The organism is Streptomyces spectabilis, from assembly GCF_008704795.1.
In the GTDB taxonomy this organism is placed as follows: Bacteria; Actinomycetota; Actinomycetes; order Streptomycetales; family Streptomycetaceae; genus Streptomyces; species Streptomyces spectabilis.
In genome coordinates this window covers 432,489-453,584 of record NZ_CP023690.1, presented here as the reverse complement: position 1 = coordinate 453,584, position 21,096 = coordinate 432,489, and the positions used below count along the sequence as shown (strand labels likewise).

General features: G+C 70.1%; 19 protein-coding genes and 1 pseudogene. 12 read left to right on the top strand and 8 right to left on the bottom strand.

Annotation, left to right across the window (positions count from 1 at the left end; translation table 11 throughout):
• Positions 1–72: 72 nt before the first annotated feature.
• The 7 genes from CP982_RS01830 (at position 73) to CP982_RS01800 (ending at position 7,750) form a co-directional block, all read left to right on the top strand.
• Complete coding sequence (locus tag CP982_RS01830) at positions 73–1,311, top strand: MFS transporter (protein WP_150508822.1); 1,239 nt, start codon at positions 73–75, stop codon at positions 1,309–1,311.
• 50 nt (positions 1,312–1,361) lie between these two features.
• Positions 1,362–1,874 carry a hypothetical protein gene (locus CP982_RS01825; protein WP_150508821.1) on the top strand — a complete coding sequence of 171 codons (513 nt, stop codon included), beginning with the start codon at positions 1,362–1,364 and terminating at the stop codon, positions 1,872–1,874.
• A 147-nt stretch (positions 1,875–2,021) separates the two neighbouring features.
• Positions 2,022–2,612: a lytic polysaccharide monooxygenase auxiliary activity family 9 protein gene (locus CP982_RS01820; RefSeq protein ID WP_150508820.1), complete on the top strand. Its 591-nt coding sequence runs from the start codon at positions 2,022–2,024 to the stop codon at positions 2,610–2,612.
• A gap of 594 nt (positions 2,613–3,206) precedes the next feature.
• Entirely contained in the window at positions 3,207–4,241 is a 1,035-nt protein-coding gene (locus CP982_RS01815) for an NAD-dependent epimerase/dehydratase family protein (RefSeq protein WP_221515683.1), read from the top strand.
• Complete coding sequence (locus tag CP982_RS01810) at positions 4,235–5,548, top strand: DegT/DnrJ/EryC1/StrS family aminotransferase (RefSeq protein WP_150508819.1); 1,314 nt, start codon at positions 4,235–4,237, stop codon at positions 5,546–5,548. The genes CP982_RS01815 and CP982_RS01810 overlap by 7 nt, the downstream gene beginning before the upstream one ends.
• 37 nt (positions 5,549–5,585) lie before the next feature.
• Entirely contained in the window at positions 5,586–6,827 is a 1,242-nt protein-coding gene (locus CP982_RS01805; protein ID WP_150508818.1) for an MFS transporter, read from the top strand.
• A 161-nt stretch (positions 6,828–6,988) separates the two neighbouring features.
• Positions 6,989–7,750 carry a bestrophin-like domain gene (locus CP982_RS01800; protein WP_221515682.1) on the top strand — a complete coding sequence of 254 codons (762 nt, stop codon included), beginning with the start codon at positions 6,989–6,991 and terminating at the stop codon, positions 7,748–7,750.
• A 35-nt stretch (positions 7,751–7,785) separates the two neighbouring features.
• Here the strand turns inward: CP982_RS01800 and CP982_RS01795 are convergent, their stop codons facing one another.
• From CP982_RS01795 to CP982_RS01785, 3 genes are all read right to left on the bottom strand, one after another.
• Positions 7,786–8,136, bottom strand: a complete 351-nt coding sequence (locus CP982_RS01795; RefSeq protein WP_150508816.1) for a hypothetical protein — start codon at positions 8,134–8,136, stop codon at positions 7,786–7,788.
• 84 nt (positions 8,137–8,220) lie between these two features.
• A complete protein-coding gene (locus tag CP982_RS01790) occupies positions 8,221–9,168 on the bottom strand; it encodes a hypothetical protein (RefSeq protein ID WP_150508815.1) in 948 nt (315 codons plus the stop codon).
• A gap of 408 nt (positions 9,169–9,576) precedes the next feature.
• Complete coding sequence (locus tag CP982_RS01785; protein WP_221515681.1) at positions 9,577–11,220, bottom strand: class I adenylate-forming enzyme family protein; 1,644 nt, start codon at positions 11,218–11,220, stop codon at positions 9,577–9,579.
• 267 nt (positions 11,221–11,487) lie between these two features.
• On the opposite strand from CP982_RS01785, the gene CP982_RS01780 reads away from it, so the two are divergent.
• Together CP982_RS01780 and CP982_RS01775 are read left to right on the top strand one after the other, a co-directional pair.
• Entirely contained in the window at positions 11,488–11,985 is a 498-nt protein-coding gene (locus CP982_RS01780) for a hypothetical protein (RefSeq protein ID WP_150508813.1), read from the top strand.
• Positions 11,986–12,058: 73 nt separating this feature from the next.
• Positions 12,059–12,886 (top strand): hypothetical protein, encoded by an 828-nt coding sequence (locus CP982_RS01775; protein WP_150508812.1) that lies wholly within the window; start codon positions 12,059–12,061, stop codon positions 12,884–12,886.
• A 678-nt stretch (positions 12,887–13,564) separates the two neighbouring features.
• Here the strand turns inward: CP982_RS01775 and CP982_RS01765 are convergent.
• The 4 genes and pseudogenes from CP982_RS01765 to CP982_RS01750 all read right to left on the bottom strand — a co-directional run bounded on the left by CP982_RS01765 (position 13,565) and on the right by CP982_RS01750 (position 17,720).
• Complete coding sequence (locus CP982_RS01765; protein WP_150508811.1) at positions 13,565–15,391, bottom strand: reverse transcriptase/maturase family protein; 1,827 nt, start codon at positions 15,389–15,391, stop codon at positions 13,565–13,567.
• Positions 15,392–15,754: 363 nt separating this feature from the next.
• A pseudogene (locus tag CP982_RS42365) lies at positions 15,755–16,048 on the bottom strand (transposase); the annotation flags it as partial.
• A 300-nt stretch (positions 16,049–16,348) separates the two neighbouring features.
• On the bottom strand, positions 16,349–16,786 hold the full coding sequence (locus CP982_RS01755) for a DUF2267 domain-containing protein (RefSeq protein ID WP_372503323.1): 438 nt from the start codon (positions 16,784–16,786) through the stop codon (positions 16,349–16,351).
• Positions 16,787–17,264: 478 nt separating this feature from the next.
• Entirely contained in the window at positions 17,265–17,720 is a 456-nt protein-coding gene (locus tag CP982_RS01750) for an Hsp20/alpha crystallin family protein (RefSeq protein ID WP_150508810.1), read from the bottom strand.
• A gap of 128 nt (positions 17,721–17,848) precedes the next feature.
• Between CP982_RS01750 and CP982_RS01745 the strand changes: the two genes are divergently transcribed.
• The 3 genes from CP982_RS01745 to CP982_RS01735 all read left to right on the top strand — a co-directional run bounded on the left by CP982_RS01745 (position 17,849) and on the right by CP982_RS01735 (position 19,829).
• Complete coding sequence (locus CP982_RS01745; RefSeq protein WP_150508809.1) at positions 17,849–18,508, top strand: type III effector protein; 660 nt, start codon at positions 17,849–17,851, stop codon at positions 18,506–18,508.
• 593 nt (positions 18,509–19,101) lie between these two features.
• Positions 19,102–19,446, top strand: coding sequence for a MerR family transcriptional regulator (locus CP982_RS01740; protein ID WP_150508808.1), 345 nt, complete (start codon positions 19,102–19,104; stop codon positions 19,444–19,446).
• A 17-nt stretch (positions 19,447–19,463) separates the two neighbouring features.
• Positions 19,464–19,829, top strand: coding sequence for a helix-turn-helix transcriptional regulator (locus tag CP982_RS01735; protein ID WP_150508807.1), 366 nt, complete (start codon positions 19,464–19,466; stop codon positions 19,827–19,829).
• A 518-nt stretch (positions 19,830–20,347) separates the two neighbouring features.
• Here CP982_RS01735 and CP982_RS01725 read toward each other — a convergent pair.
• A complete protein-coding gene (locus tag CP982_RS01725) occupies positions 20,348–20,803 on the bottom strand; it encodes a hypothetical protein (protein WP_150508806.1) in 456 nt (151 codons plus the stop codon).
• Between the last annotated feature and the right edge of the window lie 293 nt (positions 20,804–21,096).

Below are 21,096 nucleotides of genomic sequence, written 5' to 3'. Positions count from 1 at the left end.
GAAGCGACGCGTAACCCTGCCGCGCGCAGCCCTTCGAGGCGCGCGCGACCCTTCAGAAAGGAAGCACACCGCATGGGACGGCTCCTGGCCGACCGCACTGTCCGATGGCTCATCCTGGGACAGCTCTGCGCGATCCTCGGCGACACGATGCTCTGGCTCGTGGCGGGCATCTGGGTCAAGGAGCTGACCGGCAGCAACTCCGCCGCCGCGTTCACCTTCTTCCTGGTGATCGTAGGGACGCTCTGCGCACCGGTCGGCGGCATGACCGCCGACCGGTACCGCAGACGCCCGCTCCTCATGGGCCTGTACCTCGGCACGGCCGCCGTGGTGGCGTCGCTGCTCCTGGTCCAGGACAGCGGGCAGATCTGGCTCATCTACGTGGTCATGCTGCTCTACGGTCTCTCGTACAGCTTCGTGGACCCGGCGCAGGCGGCCTTCCTGCGCGTGCTCGTGCCCGAGGAGCAGCTCCCCGACGCCAACGCGCTCACGCAGACGGTCAAGCAGGGCCTGCGCCTGATCTCCCCGATCGCGGGCGCCGGCCTGTACGCGGCACTCGGCGCGCACGCCGTGGTGGCCGTCAACATCGCGCTGATGCTGGCCGCCGTCGCCTTCCTGACGGCGGTCCGCCACCAGGAGAGCGCGCCGGAGCGCAGCGGCGACAGCTGGCTGCGGGAGATCACCGAAGGGGTGCGGCACCTCGCGCGGACGGTCGTCCTGCGCCAGCTCACCATCGCCAGCGCGCTCACGATGGTCGCCATGGGCCTGGCCGAGACGGTCGGCCTCGCCGTCGTCGACGACGGCCTCGGCCGGGCCCCGTCGTTCCTCGGCGTGCTGCTCGCCGGGCAGGGCGCCGGTGCCATCGCGGCCGGGCTCACGGCGGCCCGCATCGGGCGGCGCATCGGCGAGGGCATGCTGGTCGCCCTCGGCATGGTGGCCTTCGCCGCCGGGGCGCTCCTCCAGACCGTTCCGGCCGTCGCCGCGGTCGCCACCGGCATGGTCCTGTGCGGCGCGAGCCTGCCCTGGATCGCGGTCGGCCTGACCACGGTCGGCCTGCGCCACACCGCGCCCGAACTGGTCGGCCGGGTCTACTCCGGGTTCAACCTGATGATGACCCTGCCGCAGATGCTGGCCATGGCCTGCGGAGCCGCTCTCATCGCCGTGGTCAACTTCAAGGTGCTGCTCGTGGCGATGGCGGCGGTCGTCCTCGCGGCGGCCGGATACCTCTTCACGCGCCAGGAGCAGCGGTGGAAGGCCCCGACCGCGCCCGTCGACACCGCGCGTGAGCCGGTGCGCGAGGCCGACCCCGTCTGACCGGCGGCCGGGACCGGACGGCGGGCAGCGACAACAGGAGGAGTGACCACGTGCACCAGCGAAGCGGCGAAGTGCGGCGGCGCGCCGGGGAGCGACCCCCGGCGCGCCGCCGCGCGCCGCGCCCGCCCCGCGGCCTGCGCGCCCTGCCCGCCGCCCCCCGGGCCGTGGCCGTGTTCATCGGCGCCGTCATGCTCTACGGCGCGTGCGTGCACGTCGTCGACCTCGTCCTGTGGGGCTTCCGCTCCCGTGCGTGGGCGCCGACGTGGCTCAACGCCTTCTGGAACTCGCTGATCGTCTTCGACTCGCTCTCCGGGGTGCTGCTCCTCAAGGCCCGCCGCGGCGGCCTGTACCTCACCTGCCTGACGATGCTCGCGGACCTGGCGTCCAACCTGTACGCGGTGTACGGCGTGCGGCACAGCGGCCTCGGCGCGGGCTCGGTCGACGTCATCGTGCTGCTGGCCTTCGGCCTCTTCGTCCTCGCCTCGGCGCCCTGGCTGCGCCGCCGACTGCCGACGGGCGCGGCCCGGCGGGCCTCGATTGGTATGGACATGACTAACTCATAGGGCTACTCTCGGACTTGGTCTAGACCGCGTCGGACGTGTGCCCTCCGGTTGCTTCCGCGCTGCCGCCTTGTCCTCGCCGTACGATCCGGCAGTGCTTCCGAGGGGTGCGTCCCCCCCACCCGCACCCTCGGACCACGGGAGCACCGCATGCGCAAGAAGCTCACCTCGTTACTCCTGGGCCTCGGCCTCGCCGGAACCGCCGTTCTCGCCACGGGCGGCGCCGCCCAGGGCCACGGCTACACCGACTCGCCCGTCAGCCGCCAGCAGCTGTGCGGCAACGGCACCGTCCGGAACTGCGGGCAGATCCAGTGGGAGCCGCCGAGCGTGGAGGGCCCCAAGGGATTCCCCGCGCGCGGGCCCGCCGACGGACACATCTGCTCGGGCGGCATCGGGCGCTTCCACGAACTGGACGACCCGCGCGGCGGGAACTGGCCCGCCACCAGCCTGACGGCCGGTCAGAGCCACACCTTCGTCTGGCGGATCACCGCCCGCCACTCCACCACCGACTTCCGCTACTACATCACCAAGGACGGCTGGGACTCCACCAAGCCGCTGACCAGGGCCGACCTTGACCCGCAGCCGTTCCTCACGGTGGCCTTCGGCGGCCGTCAGCCCGGCTCCACCGTCACCCACGCGGGCGTCCTGCCCCAGAAGACCGGCCGGCACCTCATCCTCGGCGTCTGGACCATCGCCGACACGGGCAACGCCTTCTACGCCTGCTCCGACGTGCGCTTCTGACACATCCGTTGGCTGGGGGCGCGCATCGCCACCACCTCCCCACCCGCCCCCGCCGTGGGCCCCGGGCCGGTTGCCGCCCCGGGGCCTTGCCGTTCCCCGTACGGGCAGCCGTACGGGCAGCCGCACCGGTAGTTGTACCGGCTGAGCACGTGACAATTCAGCCATCCGAGACGCTCCGGTCTCCGTCGAGCCCCGGACTCCGGTACGCCTGAGCGGGGCGGTCGCTCCCTCCAAGGGGCCGTCATCGGCCATCTTCCGTATCGAGTGACGGGGTGCGTCAGGGCGGGAAGGCCACATCGGCCATCTTTGCTGGAGCACTTGTTCCGGCGGCGTTCCGACGTGTTCCACTGGGGGGCGACGCGGCGTTTCCGCGTGGCTCCGCAGCCTCACGTACCGCTCACGCCGCTTCGTCCACCGCTCACGCCGATCCGCACCGATCCGGGCCCGACCGGCCTGCTGTCGCCCACGCGCAGATGCGGCTCCCGGCACGCCGAGACGGTCCCGTCCCGGTCCCTCCATCCGCTGTCGCCGCGATGCGGTGCGCCGAGCGACGGGGCATCAGCGCGGTTCCGGACTTCAACCACGGGGGCAACCTTGATCCGCACGTCAGACACATCCGGCGGGCTCCATGAGCACGACGAAGTCGTGGTGACCGGGGGTGCCGGTTTCGTCGGCAGCCATCTGGTCACCAGCCTCAGCCGCCTCGACAAGAAGATCACCGTCGTCGATCACGCGGAACTCCCCGCGCACGTCGCGGCCTTGCCCGGCGTGCGGCACGCCCGCGCCGACCTGCGCGACTACGGCGAGACCCTGCTCGCCCTGCAAGGAGCCGACGTCGTCTTCCACCTGGCGGGCAACGCGAGTGGCACCGTGTCGGTCGAGAAGCCCCGCCACGACTTCCACCTCAACGCCCTGGGCACCTGCAACGTGGGCAACGCCTGCCTCGAACTCGGCGTCCAGCGCCTCGTCTACCTCTCCTCCGCGATCGTCTACGGCACCCCGCGCTCCTCACCGATGGGCGAGGACCACCCCACCCAGCCCTTCCTGCCGTACGGGGCCTCCAAGCTCTCCGGCGAACTCACCCTGCGCAGCCTGCAGCAGTCCGCCGGTCTGCCCGTCGTGATCGGGCGTTCCTTCGTCGTCTACGGACCCGGCGAGGACCCGAGCCGCGCGGGCGGCGAGGTGTCGCAGTTCCTGCGCTGGCACCTCAACGAAATGCCGATCCCCGTCGTCGGGGACATCGACCGCAAGACGCGGGACTTCATCCACGTCGAAGACCTGTGCGGGGCCCTCGTCACCCTCGCGGAGCGGGGCCTGGACGGCGAGACGTACAACCTGGGCAGCGGCACGGAGGTGTCACTGCGCGATCTCGCAGAGGCGGTCGGCAAGGCCACCGGGCGGCCCGCGCTCCTCGACGCCGACGACAGCAGCCTGGAGGACAGCTTCTCCCTCGTCGCCGACGTCTCCCGGCTCGCCGCCCTCGGCTTCAGCCCCGCGATCCCGCTGGCGGACGGTCTGGAATCGCTGGCCGCCGCCCTCGGCCCCTTCCCCGAACTCCCCACGGCGAAGGCGGTGTTCCGCAAGGAGCGGCCGGAGCGCAGGCGCCTGACGGAGGCCGCGGCATGTTAGCGCTCGACGGCGGCACCCGGCTCGTGCCCGAGGGCGCGGTCGCGCCGTGGCCGCACATCGTCGACGCGGACCGCAAGGCCGTACTCGACGCCCTGGACGCGGCCACGCCCTGGCACTGGCCGATGCGGGCGGTGCGGGAACTGGAGGAGGCGTGGGGGGAGTACACCTCCATGCCGTACGTCCTGGCCGCCAACTCCGGTACGGCGGCCCTGCACATGGCGATCGCCGCCGCGGGCGTCGAGCCGGGCGACGAGGTGCTCGTGCCCGCCGACACCTTCCTGGCATCGGCGTCGTGCGTGCTCCAGGCCAACGCGATCCCCGTCTTCGTCGACACGGACATCGACACGTTCGCCCTCGACCCCGCGCTGATCGAGGAGCGGATCACCTCCCGTACGCGCGCGATCATCGCCGTCGACCTGAACGGTCTGCCCGCCGACCACGACGCCCTGGCCGCCGTCGCCGAACGACACGGCCTGACGCTCATCGAGGACGCGGCCCAGGCCCACGGCGCCACCTACCGCGGCCGCCCGGTGGGTTCGCTCGGCGCCATGAGCGGGGCCAGTCTCAACGGCTCGAAGACCCTCTCGGCGCTCGGCGAGGGCGGACTCTTCGCGACCCGGGACGAGGAGCAGTTCAAGCTCGCCCGGCGGGTGCTGATGTTCGGCGAGGAACTGCCGGGCCAGGGGCGGGACTACAACGCCCGCATCATGGGCTGGAACTACCGCATCGACGTGCTCGCCGCGGCCTTCGCCCGCTCCCAGCTCGCCCGGCTGCCGGAGATGACCCGCGCCCGCGAGGCCAACGGCGCGGCGCTCACCGCCGCCCTCGCGGGAGTCCCGGGCATCCGCCCGCCGGTCGTCCCGGCCGACCGCACGCACGTCTACTTCTTCTACCCGCTGCTCGTCATGCCGGAGGAGCTCGGCCTCGACCCGGCCGACGTGCCCGTGGAGGCGTTCCGCGACGCCCTCGAAGAGGCCGTGAACGCCGAGGGCCTCGGCATCATGCGCTGGCAGCCGCGGCCGGTCCCCGCGCAGACCCTCTTCCAGGACCTGCGCGGATACGGCCGGGGCTGCCCGTGGACCTGCGGCCACGCCGCCCCCGGGCACGCGTACCGTCCGGAGGAGTATCCGGTGAGCGAGGAGATCTGCCGCCGCAGACTGGTCCTCGGCCAGAGCTTCAGCTCCCTGGGCCCGCCGAACGACGAGGGGACCATGAGGTTGTTCGCCGACGTCTTCCACAAGGTCCTGGTGGAAGAGCGGGACGCCCTGCTCGCGCTGGCACGGCGCAGGGCGGCCGAAGCCCCGTAGCGGCACAGGACGAGCACAGGAAAGGACCCGCACGCCGATGGGGAAGAAGCCGGACGGGGCACCGCCGGACAGGACGGAGCACCACCCACCCCTGAAAGTCCCGGACAGCCACCTCCACCCAGGCCCCGGCTCCACGGCCCGCCTGAGAGCGATGCGGCTGGCCGTGAGCACGGTCTTCTTCGTCACCGGCGCCGCCTTCGCCACCTGGGCGGCCCGCGTCCCCGCGGTCCAGGACCGGCTCGACCTCTCCGCGGGGGAGCTGGCGGTGGCGCTCGTGGGTCTGAGCGGCGGGGCCTTCGTCGGCCTGCCGCTGGTGGGCGGCCTGGTGGCCCGGTACGGCAGCCGGGCGGTGCTCTGCGCAGGGATGGCCGTCTATCTGGCGGCGCTCGCCGGGCTCGCCTTCGTCCCCGGGCTCGCCCTGCTCACGGCGACGCTCGCGCTGTTCGCCTGCGGCAACACCGCCGTCGACGTGGCGATGAACACCCAGGGCGTCCTGGTCGAACGGGCCTACGGGCGGCCGGTGCTCGGCGGCTTCCACGCGATGTTCAGCCTCGGCGGCATCGTGGGGGCGGGCGCCGGCGGCATCGTGGCGTCGGCGGGCGTGGGCACCGGGCCGCACTTCGCCGTCACCGCGGTGGTGCTGTGCGCGGTGGCGGCCTGGGCGGCGACCGCCCTCGTGCCCGAGGAGCGGCGGGCGGAGCGGACGGCGGAGGACTCCGGCCCGCTCCTGGCGCTGCCGGGCCCCGGCCTGTGGATCCCCGGTCTCGTCGCGTTCTGCGCGCTGATGGGGGAGGGGGTCGTGAACGACTGGGGCGCGGTCTATCTGCACGAGGTGACGGGCGCGTCGGCGGGCCTGGCGGGCGTGGGGTTCGCCGTCTTCTCGGCCGGGATGGTCGTCGGACGGCTCTCCGCCGACCGCGTCCGCTCCCGCGTCGGTACGACCCGCTTCACCCTGGGCTGCGCGGCGGTCGCCGGGGTGGGCGCGCTGATCCCGATCGCCTCGCCCACGGTCCTCGCCGGTTTCCTGGGCTATGGGCTGCTCGGCCTGGGCATGGCCGCCGTCATCCCCGTCGTCTTCAGCCACGCGGCCGACCTCGACCCCGAACGCCCCGGCCCCGCCATCGCCGCCGTCTCCGCGGTCGGCTACTTAGGCTTCCTGGCGGGGCCGCCCGTCATCGGCGCCCTCACCGAATCCACCACCCTGCGCACAGCGATGCTGGTCCTCCCGGCCCTCATGGCCACCATGGCGGTCCTCTCCACCCGTCTGCGAAGGCGCTGACCCCTGACGGTTTCCCCCTTCCGAGTGGCGAACGCGCCTCCCAGGCATATCGGTGGCTGCAGTGACGCAGCACAAATGAGCGTGCTTGCTTGCCTGTTGTCTCGCCGACTCAGCGTGAGACTCCGCCTGGGGGGCCTGTGGAACTGTGGCTGCTGAACAACATGTCCACCACTGCGATCGCCGCCGTCATCGTCGGCGGCATCGTCGTCCTGGCACTGGCGGGCAGCGTACTGACGCACCGGCTGCACCCGGAGCTGGCAGACGGCCAGCACAACGACATGGTCGGAGTCGTCCTCGGCATGTACGGCGCCATCTACGGCATCATTCTCGCGTTCGTCGTGGTGACGCTGTGGACCCAGGCGCAGGAGGCCGACGCGGTGGTGCAGCGCGAGGCTTCGTCCCTGGCCCAGCTCACCTGGGACAGCGAGGTGTTCCCGCCTTCCCGGCGCGACCGCGTCCACGCGGCCGTCGGCGCCTACATCCACAAGGTGGTCGACGTGCAGTGGCCCCTCATGCGCACCGGGAAGCCCCGGTACTCCGTCGCCCAACAGCAGATGCGCGACCTGTTCACCGCGCTCCAGACCTACGAACCGCGTACGGAGAGGGAGAAGGCCTTCTACCGCAAGGCGACCGACGACCTCAACGAGGTGGTCACCCAGCGCCGCGCCCGCATGACCATCGCCGACCAGGAACTGCCCGGACTGCTGAAGACGCTGGTGTACGGCGCCGCCCTGGCATTCATCCCCCTGACCTTCCTCTACGGCATCAACAGCCGCCGCGTCCAACTCCTCTTCGTCGCCTCGGTCGCCGCCCTCATCGGATTCAGCCTGCTGCTCGTCGTAGTCCTCGACCACCCCTTCGCCGGCAGCATCAGCGTCGACACGACGGCGTACAAGGTGGGCCCGCTGTCCCAGTTCTGGTGACCTCGCAGGGAGGGCGGGTGGAGTGTGGCTCCGGGTCAGCCCCGCAGCTCCCGGCGCAGCACCGATGCCTCCGTCGGCTCCAGGCTGGCCGCGGCGAGGTCGGCGAGCCAGTGCTCCACCGCGCGTCCCTCGTCGCGGAGCACCCGCTCCGCGCCGTCGCGGTCGCGGACGACGACCACTTCGCCGGACACCACGATCTCCGCGATGTTGGCCGCCGGGCCATTGGTGATGCGTAGGCCTCGGTAGCCGAGCCCCTGGAGGGGGGCGGCCCCGGGCGGCGCGAGGGGCAGGGTGGCGATCCGGCACATCAGGTCCGCCTCGGCTTCCGGCGCGAGGCCGAACACCGGATTCCGCCGTCCGCTGTAGAGGTCGATCTCCACATCCATACCGGTCATTCCCTGGAGGCCGTGCCGGTGGTCCGCCCCGGCTGCGGAAAGCGCCCTCCCGGCTCGGGGAGGGCGCTGGGCCCGCTACCTTATCCGCTGGCGTTGCGAGTTGCACCCGTAGAAGTAGCCGCAAAATACCGTGTACGGACCACGGTTGGCGGTCTCCGGGTTGAAGATGACGTTTCCGCTGTTGTCCGTGTTGCGGGCGGCCGTGCTGCCGGGCTTGTGGCCCCAGAATCCCTCGTTCTGCTTGCGGAACCAGTGGAAGTCGATGAAGCCGGGGCCGGGGGCGATGACAAGCGCGACCAAGTAGCGCGGCTTTTCGGTGTCGGGGAAGCAGTCGAACCGGTGGTGCATTCCGTCGCACAGCGAAGCACGCGTCACTTCGGCACAGGTGATGGCCTTGTACATGTTGCCGCAACCACGGCCCGGCTGGGCGAACGTATTCGTCCGCCAGTTGCTCGCGTAGTTGTAGCAGTTGTTGTTCAGTCGGACAGTCGAGTCGTTGTTCCAGAATCCCGGGTTGAACGCTCCGAGTTCAATGGTGCAGGCGGCTTTCGTGGAGACCTCCGCCGATCCCTCGGCCGAGCCGTCCTCGGCTTCCGGTCCCGCTCCCGTCGACGTGGTCTGGTCGGTGACGGTGACCCTGGCGGGGACCGCCAGTTGCGGAATCACGAAGTCGCGCAGCGAGGCGTCCATGACCTCCGCCGCTTCACCGGAGGCGGCGGGCTCCCCGCTCTCCATCAAGGTGACGAGCCGCTCGCCGATTTCGGCCGCGCGGCCACCGCGGGCCTGGGCGCCGACCGGGAGATACAGCCTCGGCTCGGTGCCGAAGTCGCTGCCCAGCTCGTCGTTCAGAGGTTCGAGCCAGAATCCCCGTACGCCGAGACCGCCCTCGGGGGGCGCCTCACTGAGGAACAGGCTCCGATTGCTGTCCACCTCACGGAGCAGCGCCCGTACTTCGCTCTCGTCGGTGATGTCGGACACCGGATCGGGGCGGCCGGAGAAGATATCGGCCGTGATGCGAAGCATATATGTTCGACCCCCTTGTTTCGCGGCAGCGGATTGCCGGGAAACTCCCCTGTCCCGGGCGGCCGTCCCCCGGGGCTCCGCGGCCCCGGGGAATATCCGATCACTCCGCTGTACCGGTTGCGGTGACAAGAGATATACGCCGCATCACATCGAGCGTCAATAGCAGGAAAGGACGCTGGAATTGATCGCCCGGCAGTTATGACAGCTATGGCAGCGGCGGCGCGTGCAGCGGATCAGTACGTCGAAATCGCTATCGCGACGGGATTTCCGGAAGTGGCGCATTCCGTACCGGCACGGCGCGCACGGATGTCACCGACGCGACCACCGGGACCCGGGCGAGCCGGGGAGCCCGCCCGGGGCGGTCGGTGCGTCCGCACGCCGTGCCGGTCACGTCGCAGACCGCGTCGATCAGCCCTCGACCGTGGTGAGCGGGGCGTCCTGGGCGCCGGTGACCCATGTGGCGCGGAGTGCCTTCTTGTCCACCTTGCCGACCTTGGTCGTGGGCAGCTGGGAGAGCAGCACGGTCTTGCGCGGCGTGTACAGCTCTCCCAGCGCGGCGGTCACGGCCGCGCTCACCGCGTCCGGGTCGACTTCGGCGCCCTCGGCAGTGGCGAGGAAGATCTGCACGGCCTCTCCGTACTCCTCGTCGGGTACGCCAAGGGCCGCCGCATTGCGCACGCCGGGCAGCGTGAGCAGGAAGTCCTCCAGGACCCGGGAGTAGACGTTGTCGCTGGTGCTGCCGGTGACGATGATGTCTTTGGCCCGGTCGACGAGGTAGAGGTACCCCTCGGCGTCGAGGTAGCCCACGTCCCCCGTGCGCAGCCAGCCGTCCCGCATCGCCTCGGCGGTGCGCTGCGGGTCCTCGTAGTAGCCGAGCATCACCGTCTCGCCCCGTACGCACACCTCGCCGACCTGCCCGACGGGCAGCGCCGCGCCGCTGTCCTCGTCCTGGATCTCGATCTCGGTGTCGGATATCGCGCGCCCGCAGCTCCGCCACAGCTCGGGGCGGCGGGCCGCCTCCGACGCGAGGTCCTCCGCGCCGAACGCGGCGATGCCGAGCGCCTCCGACTGCCCGTAGCCCTGGCTGAGCACCGGGCCGAAGACCTCGACGGCCTGTTGCAGCCTGCTGGGGGATGAGGCCGCGCCGCCGACGACGATCCGCCGCAGCGCGGGCAGCGCGCCGGGCACGGCCTCCGGGTGGTCGAGCAGCGCGTACAGCATCGGCGGTACGAACATGGTGGCGGTGATCCGCTCCTCGCGCAGCACCTTCAGCGCCGCGCCCGCTTCGAACTCGGGCAGCACGACGAGCGCGGACCCCGTCACCAGCGCCTGGAGCGAGGTGAGATGGCCACTGCCGTGCGTGAGCAGCGTGGAGACGAGCACCCGGTCCGTGCTCGGGTCCATGGCCGGGAAGAACCCGGGGCCGGAATCCTGCGTCTCGTCCTCCGCGAGGTCGACCAGTACGTCGTAGAGCCGGTGGCTGTGTGCGGCGAGCTTGGGGCGGCCCAGGGTGCCGCCCGTGTAGAGCACGGTGACGGCTTCGTCCGCTCCCGGGTCGGGCACACCCTCGGGGCGCGCCGCCGGGCACTCCGCCGCCAGGGCGAGCAGGTCCGGGCACGGCTGGTCGCAGGGGCCGACGCTGAGCAGCACGGGGGCGTGGACGCTGCGGCCGGCCGCGTCGGCGGCCCGCTGTGCGAAGAGCGGGTCGGTGACCACGACGCGGGCCCGGGACTGCTCGACCAGGGCGGCGAGTTCGCCGGGCCCGGGCTCGGGCGGCAGGAAGACGACGCGGCAGCCGATGAGATGGACCGCGATCTGCACCAGGACGGAGTCCACACGGTTGGCCAGGAACAGACCCACCGCGTCGCCGGGCGCGAGCCCCTGCCCACGCAGTGCGTGCCCCAGCTGGAACAGCCGCTCGCGGGCCTCCTTCCGGGTCAGCCGCTGTGCGCCCTGGACGAGCGCCTCGGCCTCTTCGTCCTTGTGCCAGTGCTCCAGGACGCGGTCCACATACGTGCGTGGGCCGGTTGTTTGCTGCGCGTTAATGATCATGGACACATGCAAACACGCCGCTCGGAAATCGGGTCCTTGCGGGGGGTAACTTCGGCCAAAAACAGGGGGAGTAGCATGCCCTCCGGGCTTGGGGCGAATGGCTACATTTCGCTCCTCTGGCGGCCTGCTCGGCCGGGTTCGGTGCGCTCGGCGCCCCCGTCGCGGGACACCGCCGCTACAGGCCCAGGACCAGGTGTTTAGACTGCGGCGCGGACCAACGTCGCGTCGAACGTGCCGCGACCGAACGGCTCTTTGGGGGAACTCCACGTGCGTATCCGTACGGGGGCGGCTTCCGCTGCCTTGGCCACACTGCTCGCCGTCGGCGCGGCCGTGCCCGCTCGGGCCGCCGACTCCGACGCGCCGCGGAAGCAGAGCGTCGCCACCGCGAAGGCCGGCCGCGCCGCCTCCGGCGTCGGGGCGTTCCAGACCCTCGGCGACAACGTGCACTTCTCGCACACGGTGAAGGGCCACATCAACGCCCACGGCTGGTGGAAGAACCTGAGCGGCCCGGCCCGGGGCGTCAAGGCCAAGGTCACCGTGTGGCTTCAGGTCAAGCGCGGGGGCCAGTGGAAGACCCTGAGCACGGACGTGCGGAACGTCTACTCCGGCGGTGGCAGCGGCAAGCGCGCGGCGGCGGCGTACAAGTGCACGTACAACGTGGGCGTGTACGAGTTCCGCAGCGTCATCGACGTCGACCTGATCGGCTACTCGGACGACAGCTACAGGAAGACCACCGCTACCCAGAAGCTGGGCTGCGGTCTGTGATCCACGGCTGAGACGGTGCCGGAAGAGTAACCTTCCGGCACCGTTCGCCATCTTTCTCCGGGAGTGCCTGCCTGTGTTTCCCCCCACCGTCGTCGTCGGCCTGCATGGGACCCTGCATCGGCATCAGTGGTTCGACCGGGTGGTGACGCGGGACGACGACCCCGAAGGCTCAGTCGAGGAGGAAGTCCTCTCCCTCGCCGTCGACCGGGCCGGTTCCTACGGCTGGCGGACCGTGGGCGGTCTGCTGTACGAGCACGGCGAGGTCACGGCCGAGCACGAGCCCACGGCGTGGGCTCACGAAGAGGTCGGCGGCGACTGGACGCAGGACGGCGCGGTGCACGAGCTCGCGTGGCTGGGGGCGGGAGTCCACACCGACCCTCCGCGACCGGGGATTCCCGTCCGGCCGATCGCCCTGGTGCTGTCCGAGACGCTCGCCCGCGTGGGCGAGGTGACGTTCACGGGCCTGCACGCCCTGCTGCCGCTGCAGGCGACCGAGCGCGACACGGCGTTCCACCAGATCGAGTTGGCCCCGTGGTTCGGCCTGGCCGATCCGGACACCCGCTACGAAGTGGTGGTGACCGTCTCCTGCCGCCCGGGCGAGGGCGGAGCGGACGAACACGACACGGCGGCCCTGTGCGAGGCGGTACAGGAGCGGGCGCAGGAAGCGGCGGAGGTCACCCCGGCGGTGGCGCAGGGAGGATTTCCGGGCCTGGACCTCGCTCTCGGCCGGTCGGTGCACACCGAGGGCATGCGTGAGGTGATCCGGTTCGGCTGCGGCACGCGCGAGTGGTCGCCGGACCTGGCGGTGTGGCTGCTGGAAACAACCGCCGAGGCGCTGCGCGCCACGGGACGACTGGCCCCGACGGTCGTCACGGTGTCCTTGGCGGGCCCGCCCGCGTAGCCCGGCGGCGCGCGGTCGTACGCTGACTGCTCCTACGCGCACCAGCACTTCGCTCGGCGAGGGCAGCGGATGCGGTCGGTGTCTCGTTCTTGCTGTCGTGGGTGGTTGTGGTGGTGGCCACGTCCGTGATCACGTTCGGTCGTCGGGAGCGCACGTCTCCGTGAGATGGGCGGAGAACCCATCCCAGCTGATGATGCGCCCGTGCCGTGCGTAGCGGACCGAGGTGTCGTAGGGCGAGACGATCACTCGGGAGGGCCGTCTTCCGTCTCGGCGGTGCGCCAGCGCAGGTGGCCCGCGGCGTCGAGGTGGTAGCTCTGCACCATGATCTGGCGCAGGGCCTGGACACGTGGGCCGAACGCGCGATCTCCCCCACGCTGGCGGAGGTGTTCCAGGAGCCGGACGGCGTCGTTGCCGGTGGCGCGGACCGCGGCCAGGATGTGGGTGGAGTTGATGCGCTACCTGGTGCGCTCGCGCACCAGGCCAGCCTCCTTGCGGCGGGCCAGGGCGGTCGGCGCGGTCGCCCTCGGTGAGACGGTCGCGTAAGTCGGACAGCACGCTGTGATGGAAGCCGGGGTCGTCCAGCTCCATCGCGAGGGCGTGTGAAGTAGGCCGCCGACGAGGTGCCCCTGGCTGAGGTCCTTTTCCGACGGCCCCTTCCCGAACCGGGCGTGCGGCTTGTCACCGCACCCGGCTCTCCAGTGCCGTTCTTCGTGAGCTGTTGCCCGTGGGACGTCCAGCATGGATGTCCTCGTGGCAGCCACGGCAGACGACCAGGGTCTTGCGACGGCGCGCGGCCATCGTCCTGGCCCATGTCGAACGCTTGGGCCTCCCCTTGACGTTCAGGTCCTTCAGGTGCCGGATGTGGTGCACTTCCACATCCGTCCGCGAACCGCAGAGTTCGCAGACATCGGCGAGGAGCCGTTGCAGCAGCTCCGTCCGGTCACCGTTCCAGACCCTTCGGGGCTGGTCGTCGAGACGGGAGACTTTGATCCTTCGCTTAAGCGAGATCCCACCCCACTCGGCCGCCAACGGCGGTCGTCCGTCGCCGCGTTCGACGGTGACCCGCAGCCCCTTGCGGGGGCCGAGGTCGGTCTGGAGTGCGGCGCGGTAGCGTCGGTAGACCTTCGGGACGGTGGTGCGGTATTTCTGTGCCAGCGTCTTGGTCAGCGACACTTCCATGGCGTACTTCAGCCGTCGGAAGCGGTGGCGGTTGAACGCCAGTTGGTAGTACTCCGCGATGCCACGGAACTCGGCCTGGTACTGGGCGACGATCGAAAAGTCGCTGTCGACCATGCGTCCGGCGATCCTGGCCGGTCGGCCGTGGTGGAGGTAGGGCCTGCACTTCGCGTGGACGACGTCAGCCGGCACCTTCAGCCCGATCTGCCCGTTGATGCTGCGGCGACCGCGCCGGTCGTGCTTGCTGTCGTTGTCCAGGACCACGATCTCGTAGCCCAGGAACCGGGCGGCCTGCGTCCGCCCGTGGGTAATCAAGGTCTTGGCCTCGGACAGTTCCAGCTTGAGCTCGTCACGCAGGAACTGGCCAACCTCCTCCTTGATCTGCTCTGCTTCCCGCTTGGGGCCGGTCAGGCCCAGCGCCCAGTCGTCGGCATAACGGATATATCGCAAGCGCCGGAAGCCGGGGTCATTCACGTCTTTGGAAGGCATGTGCTGCATCTGCTTGCGCAACTGCCGCACCTCCTCGACGCGGTGGTTCCGCCGGGCTGTCTCGATCGCATGCGCTATCCGCGCGTATGCCGGGTTCTCGGCGCGTCGGGCTCCCCGGTTGTAGGCGGGCAGCAGTTTCGCCTCGATGTACTTGTCCAGCCGGTCCAGGTAGATATTGGACAGGATCGGCGAGATCACACCGCCTTGCGGCGAACCGCTCAACGTCGCGTGATAGCGCCACTGTTCCAGATATCCGACCTGGAGCAGCCCGTCGACCAACCGCAGGAAGCGGTTGTCGTGGATCTTCTCGGCCAGGATCGACCGCAGGACCTGGTGGTCGAGCCGATCGAAGCACTGGGCGATGTCTCCCTCGACGAACCATGTGGTGCCGCGCCACCCGGTGTAGATCTCTTGCAGGGCGGTGTGGCAGCCCCGGCCGGGCCGGAATCCGTGGGAGTGATCGGAGAACTGCGGCTCGTAATACGCCTCAAGCAACAGACGCATCACCTCTTGCAACAGCTTGTCCGACCAGGTCGGCAGACCTAGACCGCGCCGACTCTTCGTCGCTCCCTTCTTCTTGATGTAGACACGGCGTGCCGGGGACCAGCGATAACGCTCGGATCGGAGCGCGTCGATGATCGCCTGGATCTTTGCCAAGCACATGCCGTCCACGGTCTCGGCCGTACTGCCCGGTGTCATCGCTCCGTGGTTGCGGTAGATCCGCCCGTAGGCGACCAAGTACAACTCCGGGTTGAACAGACACCGGTAGAGGCGTTCCAGCGGCAGCCGCTTCCTGCCGCGCTCACGAATGATCTCAAGGAGGGCTTCGGCGCTCTGCATTACGCATACCTCACCATCACCGTCGATCTGCTGACACCTGTGCCCCTTGGCCCTGCGGACGGCTTTCCCGTCCTCCTCGGTGGGGCGTGACTCCCACGACTACTACGGGCACTCCGTCGCCATAGGGCTCGCGCCCCGTAGGCGATCCCGTATTCCCCTTGCGCTGGACGTATCGAGCGTGACGTAGGCGGCCTGTCCGTCCCCTCGGGCGGGCTCGCTGCCCGCTGTCCACCGGCCGGAAGGGTTGAGGCGGCTCAAATAGGACCGCCCGATACCGGTGGCTGCGACTACAGGCATCGTGTCGCAGGACGTACGACTTGCGTCCCTGGAGACTCGGCTTCAAGCAGTATGGCCTTCGCCGTATCACGCGGGCCTCGCACAGCAGGGTCTTCGATGCCTTCGCGACCCTCCATGCTTTCCCGCCATGCTGTGGTCCCCTCGCGCTTTCGCGTCCGGGTAAGACGGGTGGCCCCGAGGCCACCTCCTTCCGAGCCTCGGCTCCCTGCGGGAGCGATCCAGCGCCGAGTGAAACGGCGCACACTTGAAGTCGATGCGGTAACGCACCGACCGGGCGGCCTGCCGGTCCGACAGCCCGAGCACGAACTTCAGCACGCAGACGGTGGCCAGTTGGGCGGGCGAGAGGCCCGGACGCCCGTCATACGGATACCAGTCTCATGTGGCGTGGCACAGCTTTCCACGAAGGCGTCTCAGGCTGCGGCGGGTAGGGGAGCGCGCACCGTTCTGCCGTCGTAGACGTCGTCCGGGACGGACAGGCGGCGGGACAGTGTCCGAACGAGTGCGATGCCACGGCCGTGCTCCGCGGATGCCGAGATGGCTCGCAGGCGGAGGTGATGGCCAGGGGGGTGGGATCGCGGTGGGGGACCTTCATGCCGCCGAGCCCGCGGGTGGCACGGGCCGCGCGAGGTCCGTGCCACCTGTGCACACGTCGCTGGCTCCTTATGCGGCCGGGCTGAGTTCGGCGCGGCCGAACAGCAGGGCGTAGCCGGAGGGGAGTTGGTGCAGGATGCGGGTGAGGAGGTCGGGTCCGGCCAGGGTTGCGACGGTGCAGAGGACTGAGCCGGTGTCCCAGCGGGTGGTGGCCAGGGTGGCGCCGGTGCGGCTGGCGAGGTCCTGGACGAAGGCCCAGCCGGTGAGGGGCTGGGTGGCGGGGATCTGCTCGGTGAGGACGCGTGCGGCTTCGAGGGGCAGCCGGGTGGCGAGTTCGACGCGTTCGTCGCCCGTCAGTTGGCGCCCCAGTCCCGCAAGGACCAGACGGACGGCTTCCTCGGCCCTGTCCCGGGTGGGGTAGGCGCCTTCGTAGCGGACCTTCTCCAGCATCTGCTCGTACGTCGTCACGGACAGGGTCCGCAGCGGTGCGTGCCGGTCGGCGATCACGGGAGTGGGTGCCTTTCTGCCGCGCCGCGGTGTGGGTGCCGGTGCGCGGGCGTAGAAGGTGAGTGGTCGGATGGGCGGAGGGTGGTAAGGAGCGGATCGCGGCCTGCGAGGGCGGGGCCGACTCGGGGGGCGGGCGTTTCAGGCTGCGCTCTGCCCGTACCGCTCTGGTGGGGGAGTCCGGCGCTTAGCGGTGGGTTGAGCGGGGCCCCGGCCCAGTCGGCCGGCAGGCGCGTCACCAACTGGGCTCACGTCTCGCCGGTCAGGTGCGGGGCGATCAGGTGAGCGTGACTGAGGTCGCGCGTCGTGCTTCCTGTCGCGTCCTGGACGCGCCGCGCTCCTTCTCGCCCGCGCGGGGAACGCTTCCCCCGGTACGGCCACGGCGGCCGCCGCCCTTCGTGCTCGGGTGGGTGCGGAGGACGGGGATGAGGGGGAGTTCAGGTGCCCGTCCTCCGCCGCGGTGGGGCCCGCGTCACCCGGTTCAGCCGGAGATCTCCTTGTGGCTGGACTCCCCGCCGACGTTGCGGGCGGAGTCCACGCCGATGGTGATCTTGCGGGGCTTGGCGCGCTCGGCGATCGGGATGCGCAGGGTGAGCACCCCGGCGTCGTAGTCGGCCTTGATGCGCTCGGTGTCCAGGGTGTCGGCCAGCACGAGCTGGCGGGAGAAGACGCCGAGCGGACGCTCGGACAGTTCCATCTGGACGGTGTCGGCCTTGGCCACGGGGCGGCGTTCGGCCTTGACGGTCAGCATGTTCCGTTCGACGTCGATGTCGATCGCCTCGGCGCTGACACCGGGGAGGTCGAAGGCCACCACGTACTCGTTGCCCTCGCGGTAGGCGTCCATCGCCATCGCGGAGGGCCGTGACCACGTGCCCGGGCCCATCAGCTGCTGAGCCATCCGGTCCAGCTCACGGAAGGGGTCAGTGCGCATCAACATCGTGAGAACACCTCCAGCAGGTTCGGGCAGTTGCTGCCAATGCGCTGCACTGAAACCGTTGTAGCATGTCATCCAATGGATGACAATTGCAGTGTCGTCTGGAGGATGACAACCCGAGAGAAGTGCCCATGTCAGCAGCCGACCAGCCAGCCCCTTCCCACGCCGACACCCAGAATCCGGCCTCGTTCCTCGCGGCCGCGGTGGCCCTGGAAGCCATGGACAACGCCCTGCGTGCCGCCCAGCGTGAAGCTCCCCCCGCACCCGACGCGCCCGGCACCGAGCCGGAGCAGGCCCTGGCCGCCCTGCTGCTCCTGCGGCAGGTCCGCGAACAGCTCGCCGGATGGGAGACCGGCCTGATCGAAACGGCCCGCGTCGCGGGCGCCAGCTGGGCCGACCTTGCCCACCCCCTCGGCGTTGCCAGCCGCCAGGCCGCCGAACGCCGCTATCTGCGCAACCGCCCCGGCCCCGCCGGAACCACCGGCGAACAACGCGTCCAGGCCACCCGCCAACGCCGCGCCGCCGCACGTACCACCGCCACCTGGGCCCGCCACAACGCGGCCGACCTGCGCCGCATCGCCGGGCAGATCACCGCACTCACCGACCTTCCCGCCGCCGCCCGCCTCCCCATCAGTCAGCTCGACGCGGCCCTCGCCCACGACGACCCGTCCGCACTCATCCGCCCCCTGAACGCGACCCGCCCCCACCTCACCCCGGCCCACCCCGACCTGGCCGCCCGACTCGATGCCCTCACCGACTCCGCCAGGGCTACGGACGCCACCCCTGACTGACCGCCACGCAGCTCAGTGCCGAGGCCACCTCGGGCGCCGCCAGAGCCTCCTGCTCGCCCACGCCAACCTCGGCGACCTGTGATCCCCGGATGTCGCTTCGCAAGTGCGGACGTGGATGGGCGGCCCTTGTGTGCCCAGTGCAACAGTCCGCCTGCTTGCTCTGCAGAAAATCTGTCACCGCCGCAGTAGACATTGAGGTGTCGGGGCGTTACTGTTGTGCTCGTACTCAGGAAGTCGATGTGGGTACGGCAGACATGAACTGCCGTGCAAGCGGGTCAGCAAGGCGCGGCCCGCTAAGGGCTGTGAGCAGTACCCGCAGTAACCAGCAGTGCGACCGAGTAACCGGAAGTAAAGGAGCGAGACGCCATCAGGATCGCCCGGGCGAGGAAGCAGCCGCCCGGGTACCGCAGGCCCCGGATTGGAAGGTGGTCCCCGGTCACGCATCCGCGATCCCCGCACCCCCGCCCTCCCAGGCGGAAGCTGCGGATACAGAAGGTCGGCACAGTGCGCCGATAGATGGTGTTGAAAGCTCGGGGCCCGGGTGCCAGCACGGCACCCGGGCCCCCCGACTGCGTTCCCGAAAGAAGAGGTCTATGCCCCCTAGCAGTTCCCGACCCGTCGACAACCTCGACGATGACGACTACCCCGCCTACACCATGGGCCGGGCCGCCGAAATGCTCGGCGCCACCCCCGCCTTCCTTCGTTCCCTCGGCGAGCACCGCCTGATCACGCCCCTGCGCTCCGAAGGCGGTCACCGTCGCTACTCCCGCTACCAACTGCGCATCGCCGCCCGCGCCCGCGAACTCGTCGACCAGGGCACCCCCATCGAGTCCGCCTGCCGCATCGTCATCCTCGAAGACCAGCTCGAAGAAGCCCAGCGCATCAACCAGCAACTGCGCACACAAGGCCACGAGCCGCAGCCGAAGACCTCATCCTGATCAGGTAACCGATCGCTATGGACCACCAGAGGCGACGGTGGACCTTCCTGACCGACCACGTGCGGGTGCTGAGGGCGATCGCCCGTCACCCGGCTGCGCGATGCCGCGAACTCGCGGCTTCCTGTCAGATCGCTGAGCGCGCAGTCCACCGCACCTTGGCGGACCTCGAAGAAGCCGGATACCTGCGCGAGGCACGGGTTGGCCAGCGCAACCGGTACATCGTCAACCGCTTCGGGCCGTTCCGGCATCCAGCGCAGCCCGGCCTGAACGGCCGTGCCCTCCTGGAACTCGCTGTCTGCCGCGAGCGCGAGTCAGAGCGGGTGCAACTAGCCTTGACCGGGCACGATGCGCAGTCGTGCTTGTCGAACTTGACGCGGACGTAGGGCGTGCTGGACGGCGGGGTCGACCAACAGGTCACCTGTCCCCAGAGCAAGCTGCTGCCGCTACCTCTCCGAATGGGTGGCCACCAAGCTGCGCTGGGACCTGGCAGCAGATCCGGCCGAGCCTGATGCCATCGCGGTGTTCACCACCGGCGAGTGCAAGGACACCCCGGTCCGCTACACCCCTGCCCCTCAGCCGACGGACGAGCCCCGCAGCCGCGCAGGCCGCCGTGCGGGACGCGGAGTTGATCCGCCGGGCCTTGGGTGAGGTGAGCGAGACGAGGCGGTGCGGCAGCCGTGCGGCGCCAGGGACGCAGGAAAGTGTGACCTGCGCGGGGTGTTGCGGCTCCCGCCGTTCTCCCTGATTGTGTGCCACCAGGAAGCATGGACGGAGTCCGTGTCTGCTGACGGCCTCCCTCACGAGCGGTAGCGGCTCGTCCAGGAGTGCGTCGCATAGGCGCTGTGGCCCCGTCGGGCCGATCACTCCCGACGGGGCCACAGCTTGTCGGCCTGGGGTGCGGCTAGGAGATGGTGTAGGTCTTCTTGTCGCTGGGCTGCCAGGCCCAGAAGATCTGGCTCTGCCAGGTGTTGAGGCGCAGGTCGAGACGTTCACCCTTGGGGAGTGTCCCTGCGATGTCGATCTTCGCGTACCCGTACTTCGAGTTTCCGCTGTCCGCCTCGTTGGGAGAGTTCTTCCATGACTCGTGCTCGCCGCTGTATTCGAGCCAGGAGGTAATCCTGTTGACGGGATAGGTGATGGCGTTGATCTCGCCGGTGACGTGGTAGCCACCCTTGCCGTCCCACGTCAGCGTTCCCCGGAACGAAGAGGTGTCGCCGGTGTTGCGTTTCACGTAGAAGTTGACGGCGGTGGACCCCGCGTCGACGCCGTCCGCCGCGCTGGCGCTGGGTGCCGCCACGCCTAAGACGAAGACCGTGCTTAGTGCGGCGGGCGCGATTTTCTTCAGGGTGCTGGTCACAGGCATTTTCGTCCCTCCTGGTCCGGCGGGATTTCCGCCGGGACGATCACCGTATGATCGTCCAGTTGCCTGCAGCAATCACCCGGGAGAGCGACGATCATCAGGCCAGCTTTTGTCCGGGTAGCTAGGTTTGCACCCGGCGGCTGTTGGGGCGGATGGGTAGCCGGCAGGTGAGGGCGCTATCCGGAGTGCGGAGAATTTCCCCCTTATCGCAACTTTGCCCGTGATCATCGGACTCAGCTCTGGAAACGGTCGCGCGCGTCGTCGGCGGCGTCCTTGAGCTGGTCCTGCTC

Bases quoted from the DNA above. Each gene is read 5' to 3' on its own strand.
- CP982_RS01745 (WP_150508809.1), top strand. From the start codon at position 17,849: ATGTCAGCAGCCGACCAGCCAGCCCCTTCCCACGCCGACACCCAGAAT.
- CP982_RS01765 (WP_150508811.1), bottom strand. From the start codon at position 15,391: ATGCAGAGCGCCGAAGCCCTCCTTGAGATCATTCGTGAGCGCGGCAGG.
- CP982_RS01810 (WP_150508819.1), top strand. From the start codon at position 4,235: ATGTTAGCGCTCGACGGCGGCACCCGGCTCGTGCCCGAGGGCGCGGTC.
- CP982_RS01795 (WP_150508816.1), bottom strand. From the start codon at position 8,136: ATGGATGTGGAGATCGACCTCTACAGCGGACGGCGGAATCCGGTGTTC.
- CP982_RS01805 (WP_150508818.1), top strand. From the start codon at position 5,586: ATGGGGAAGAAGCCGGACGGGGCACCGCCGGACAGGACGGAGCACCAC.
- CP982_RS01830 (WP_150508822.1), top strand. From the start codon at position 73: ATGGGACGGCTCCTGGCCGACCGCACTGTCCGATGGCTCATCCTGGGA.
- CP982_RS01740 (WP_150508808.1), top strand. From the start codon at position 19,102: ATGCCCCCTAGCAGTTCCCGACCCGTCGACAACCTCGACGATGACGAC.
- CP982_RS01750 (WP_150508810.1), bottom strand. From the start codon at position 17,720: ATGTTGATGCGCACTGACCCCTTCCGTGAGCTGGACCGGATGGCTCAG.
- CP982_RS01790 (WP_150508815.1), bottom strand. From the start codon at position 9,168: ATGCTTCGCATCACGGCCGATATCTTCTCCGGCCGCCCCGATCCGGTG.
- CP982_RS01735 (WP_150508807.1), top strand. From the start codon at position 19,464: ATGGACCACCAGAGGCGACGGTGGACCTTCCTGACCGACCACGTGCGG.
- CP982_RS01785 (WP_221515681.1), bottom strand. From the start codon at position 11,220: ATGATCATTAACGCGCAGCAAACAACCGGCCCACGCACGTATGTGGAC.
- CP982_RS01820 (WP_150508820.1), top strand. From the start codon at position 2,022: ATGCGCAAGAAGCTCACCTCGTTACTCCTGGGCCTCGGCCTCGCCGGA.
- CP982_RS01800 (WP_221515682.1), top strand. From the start codon at position 6,989: ATGTCCACCACTGCGATCGCCGCCGTCATCGTCGGCGGCATCGTCGTC.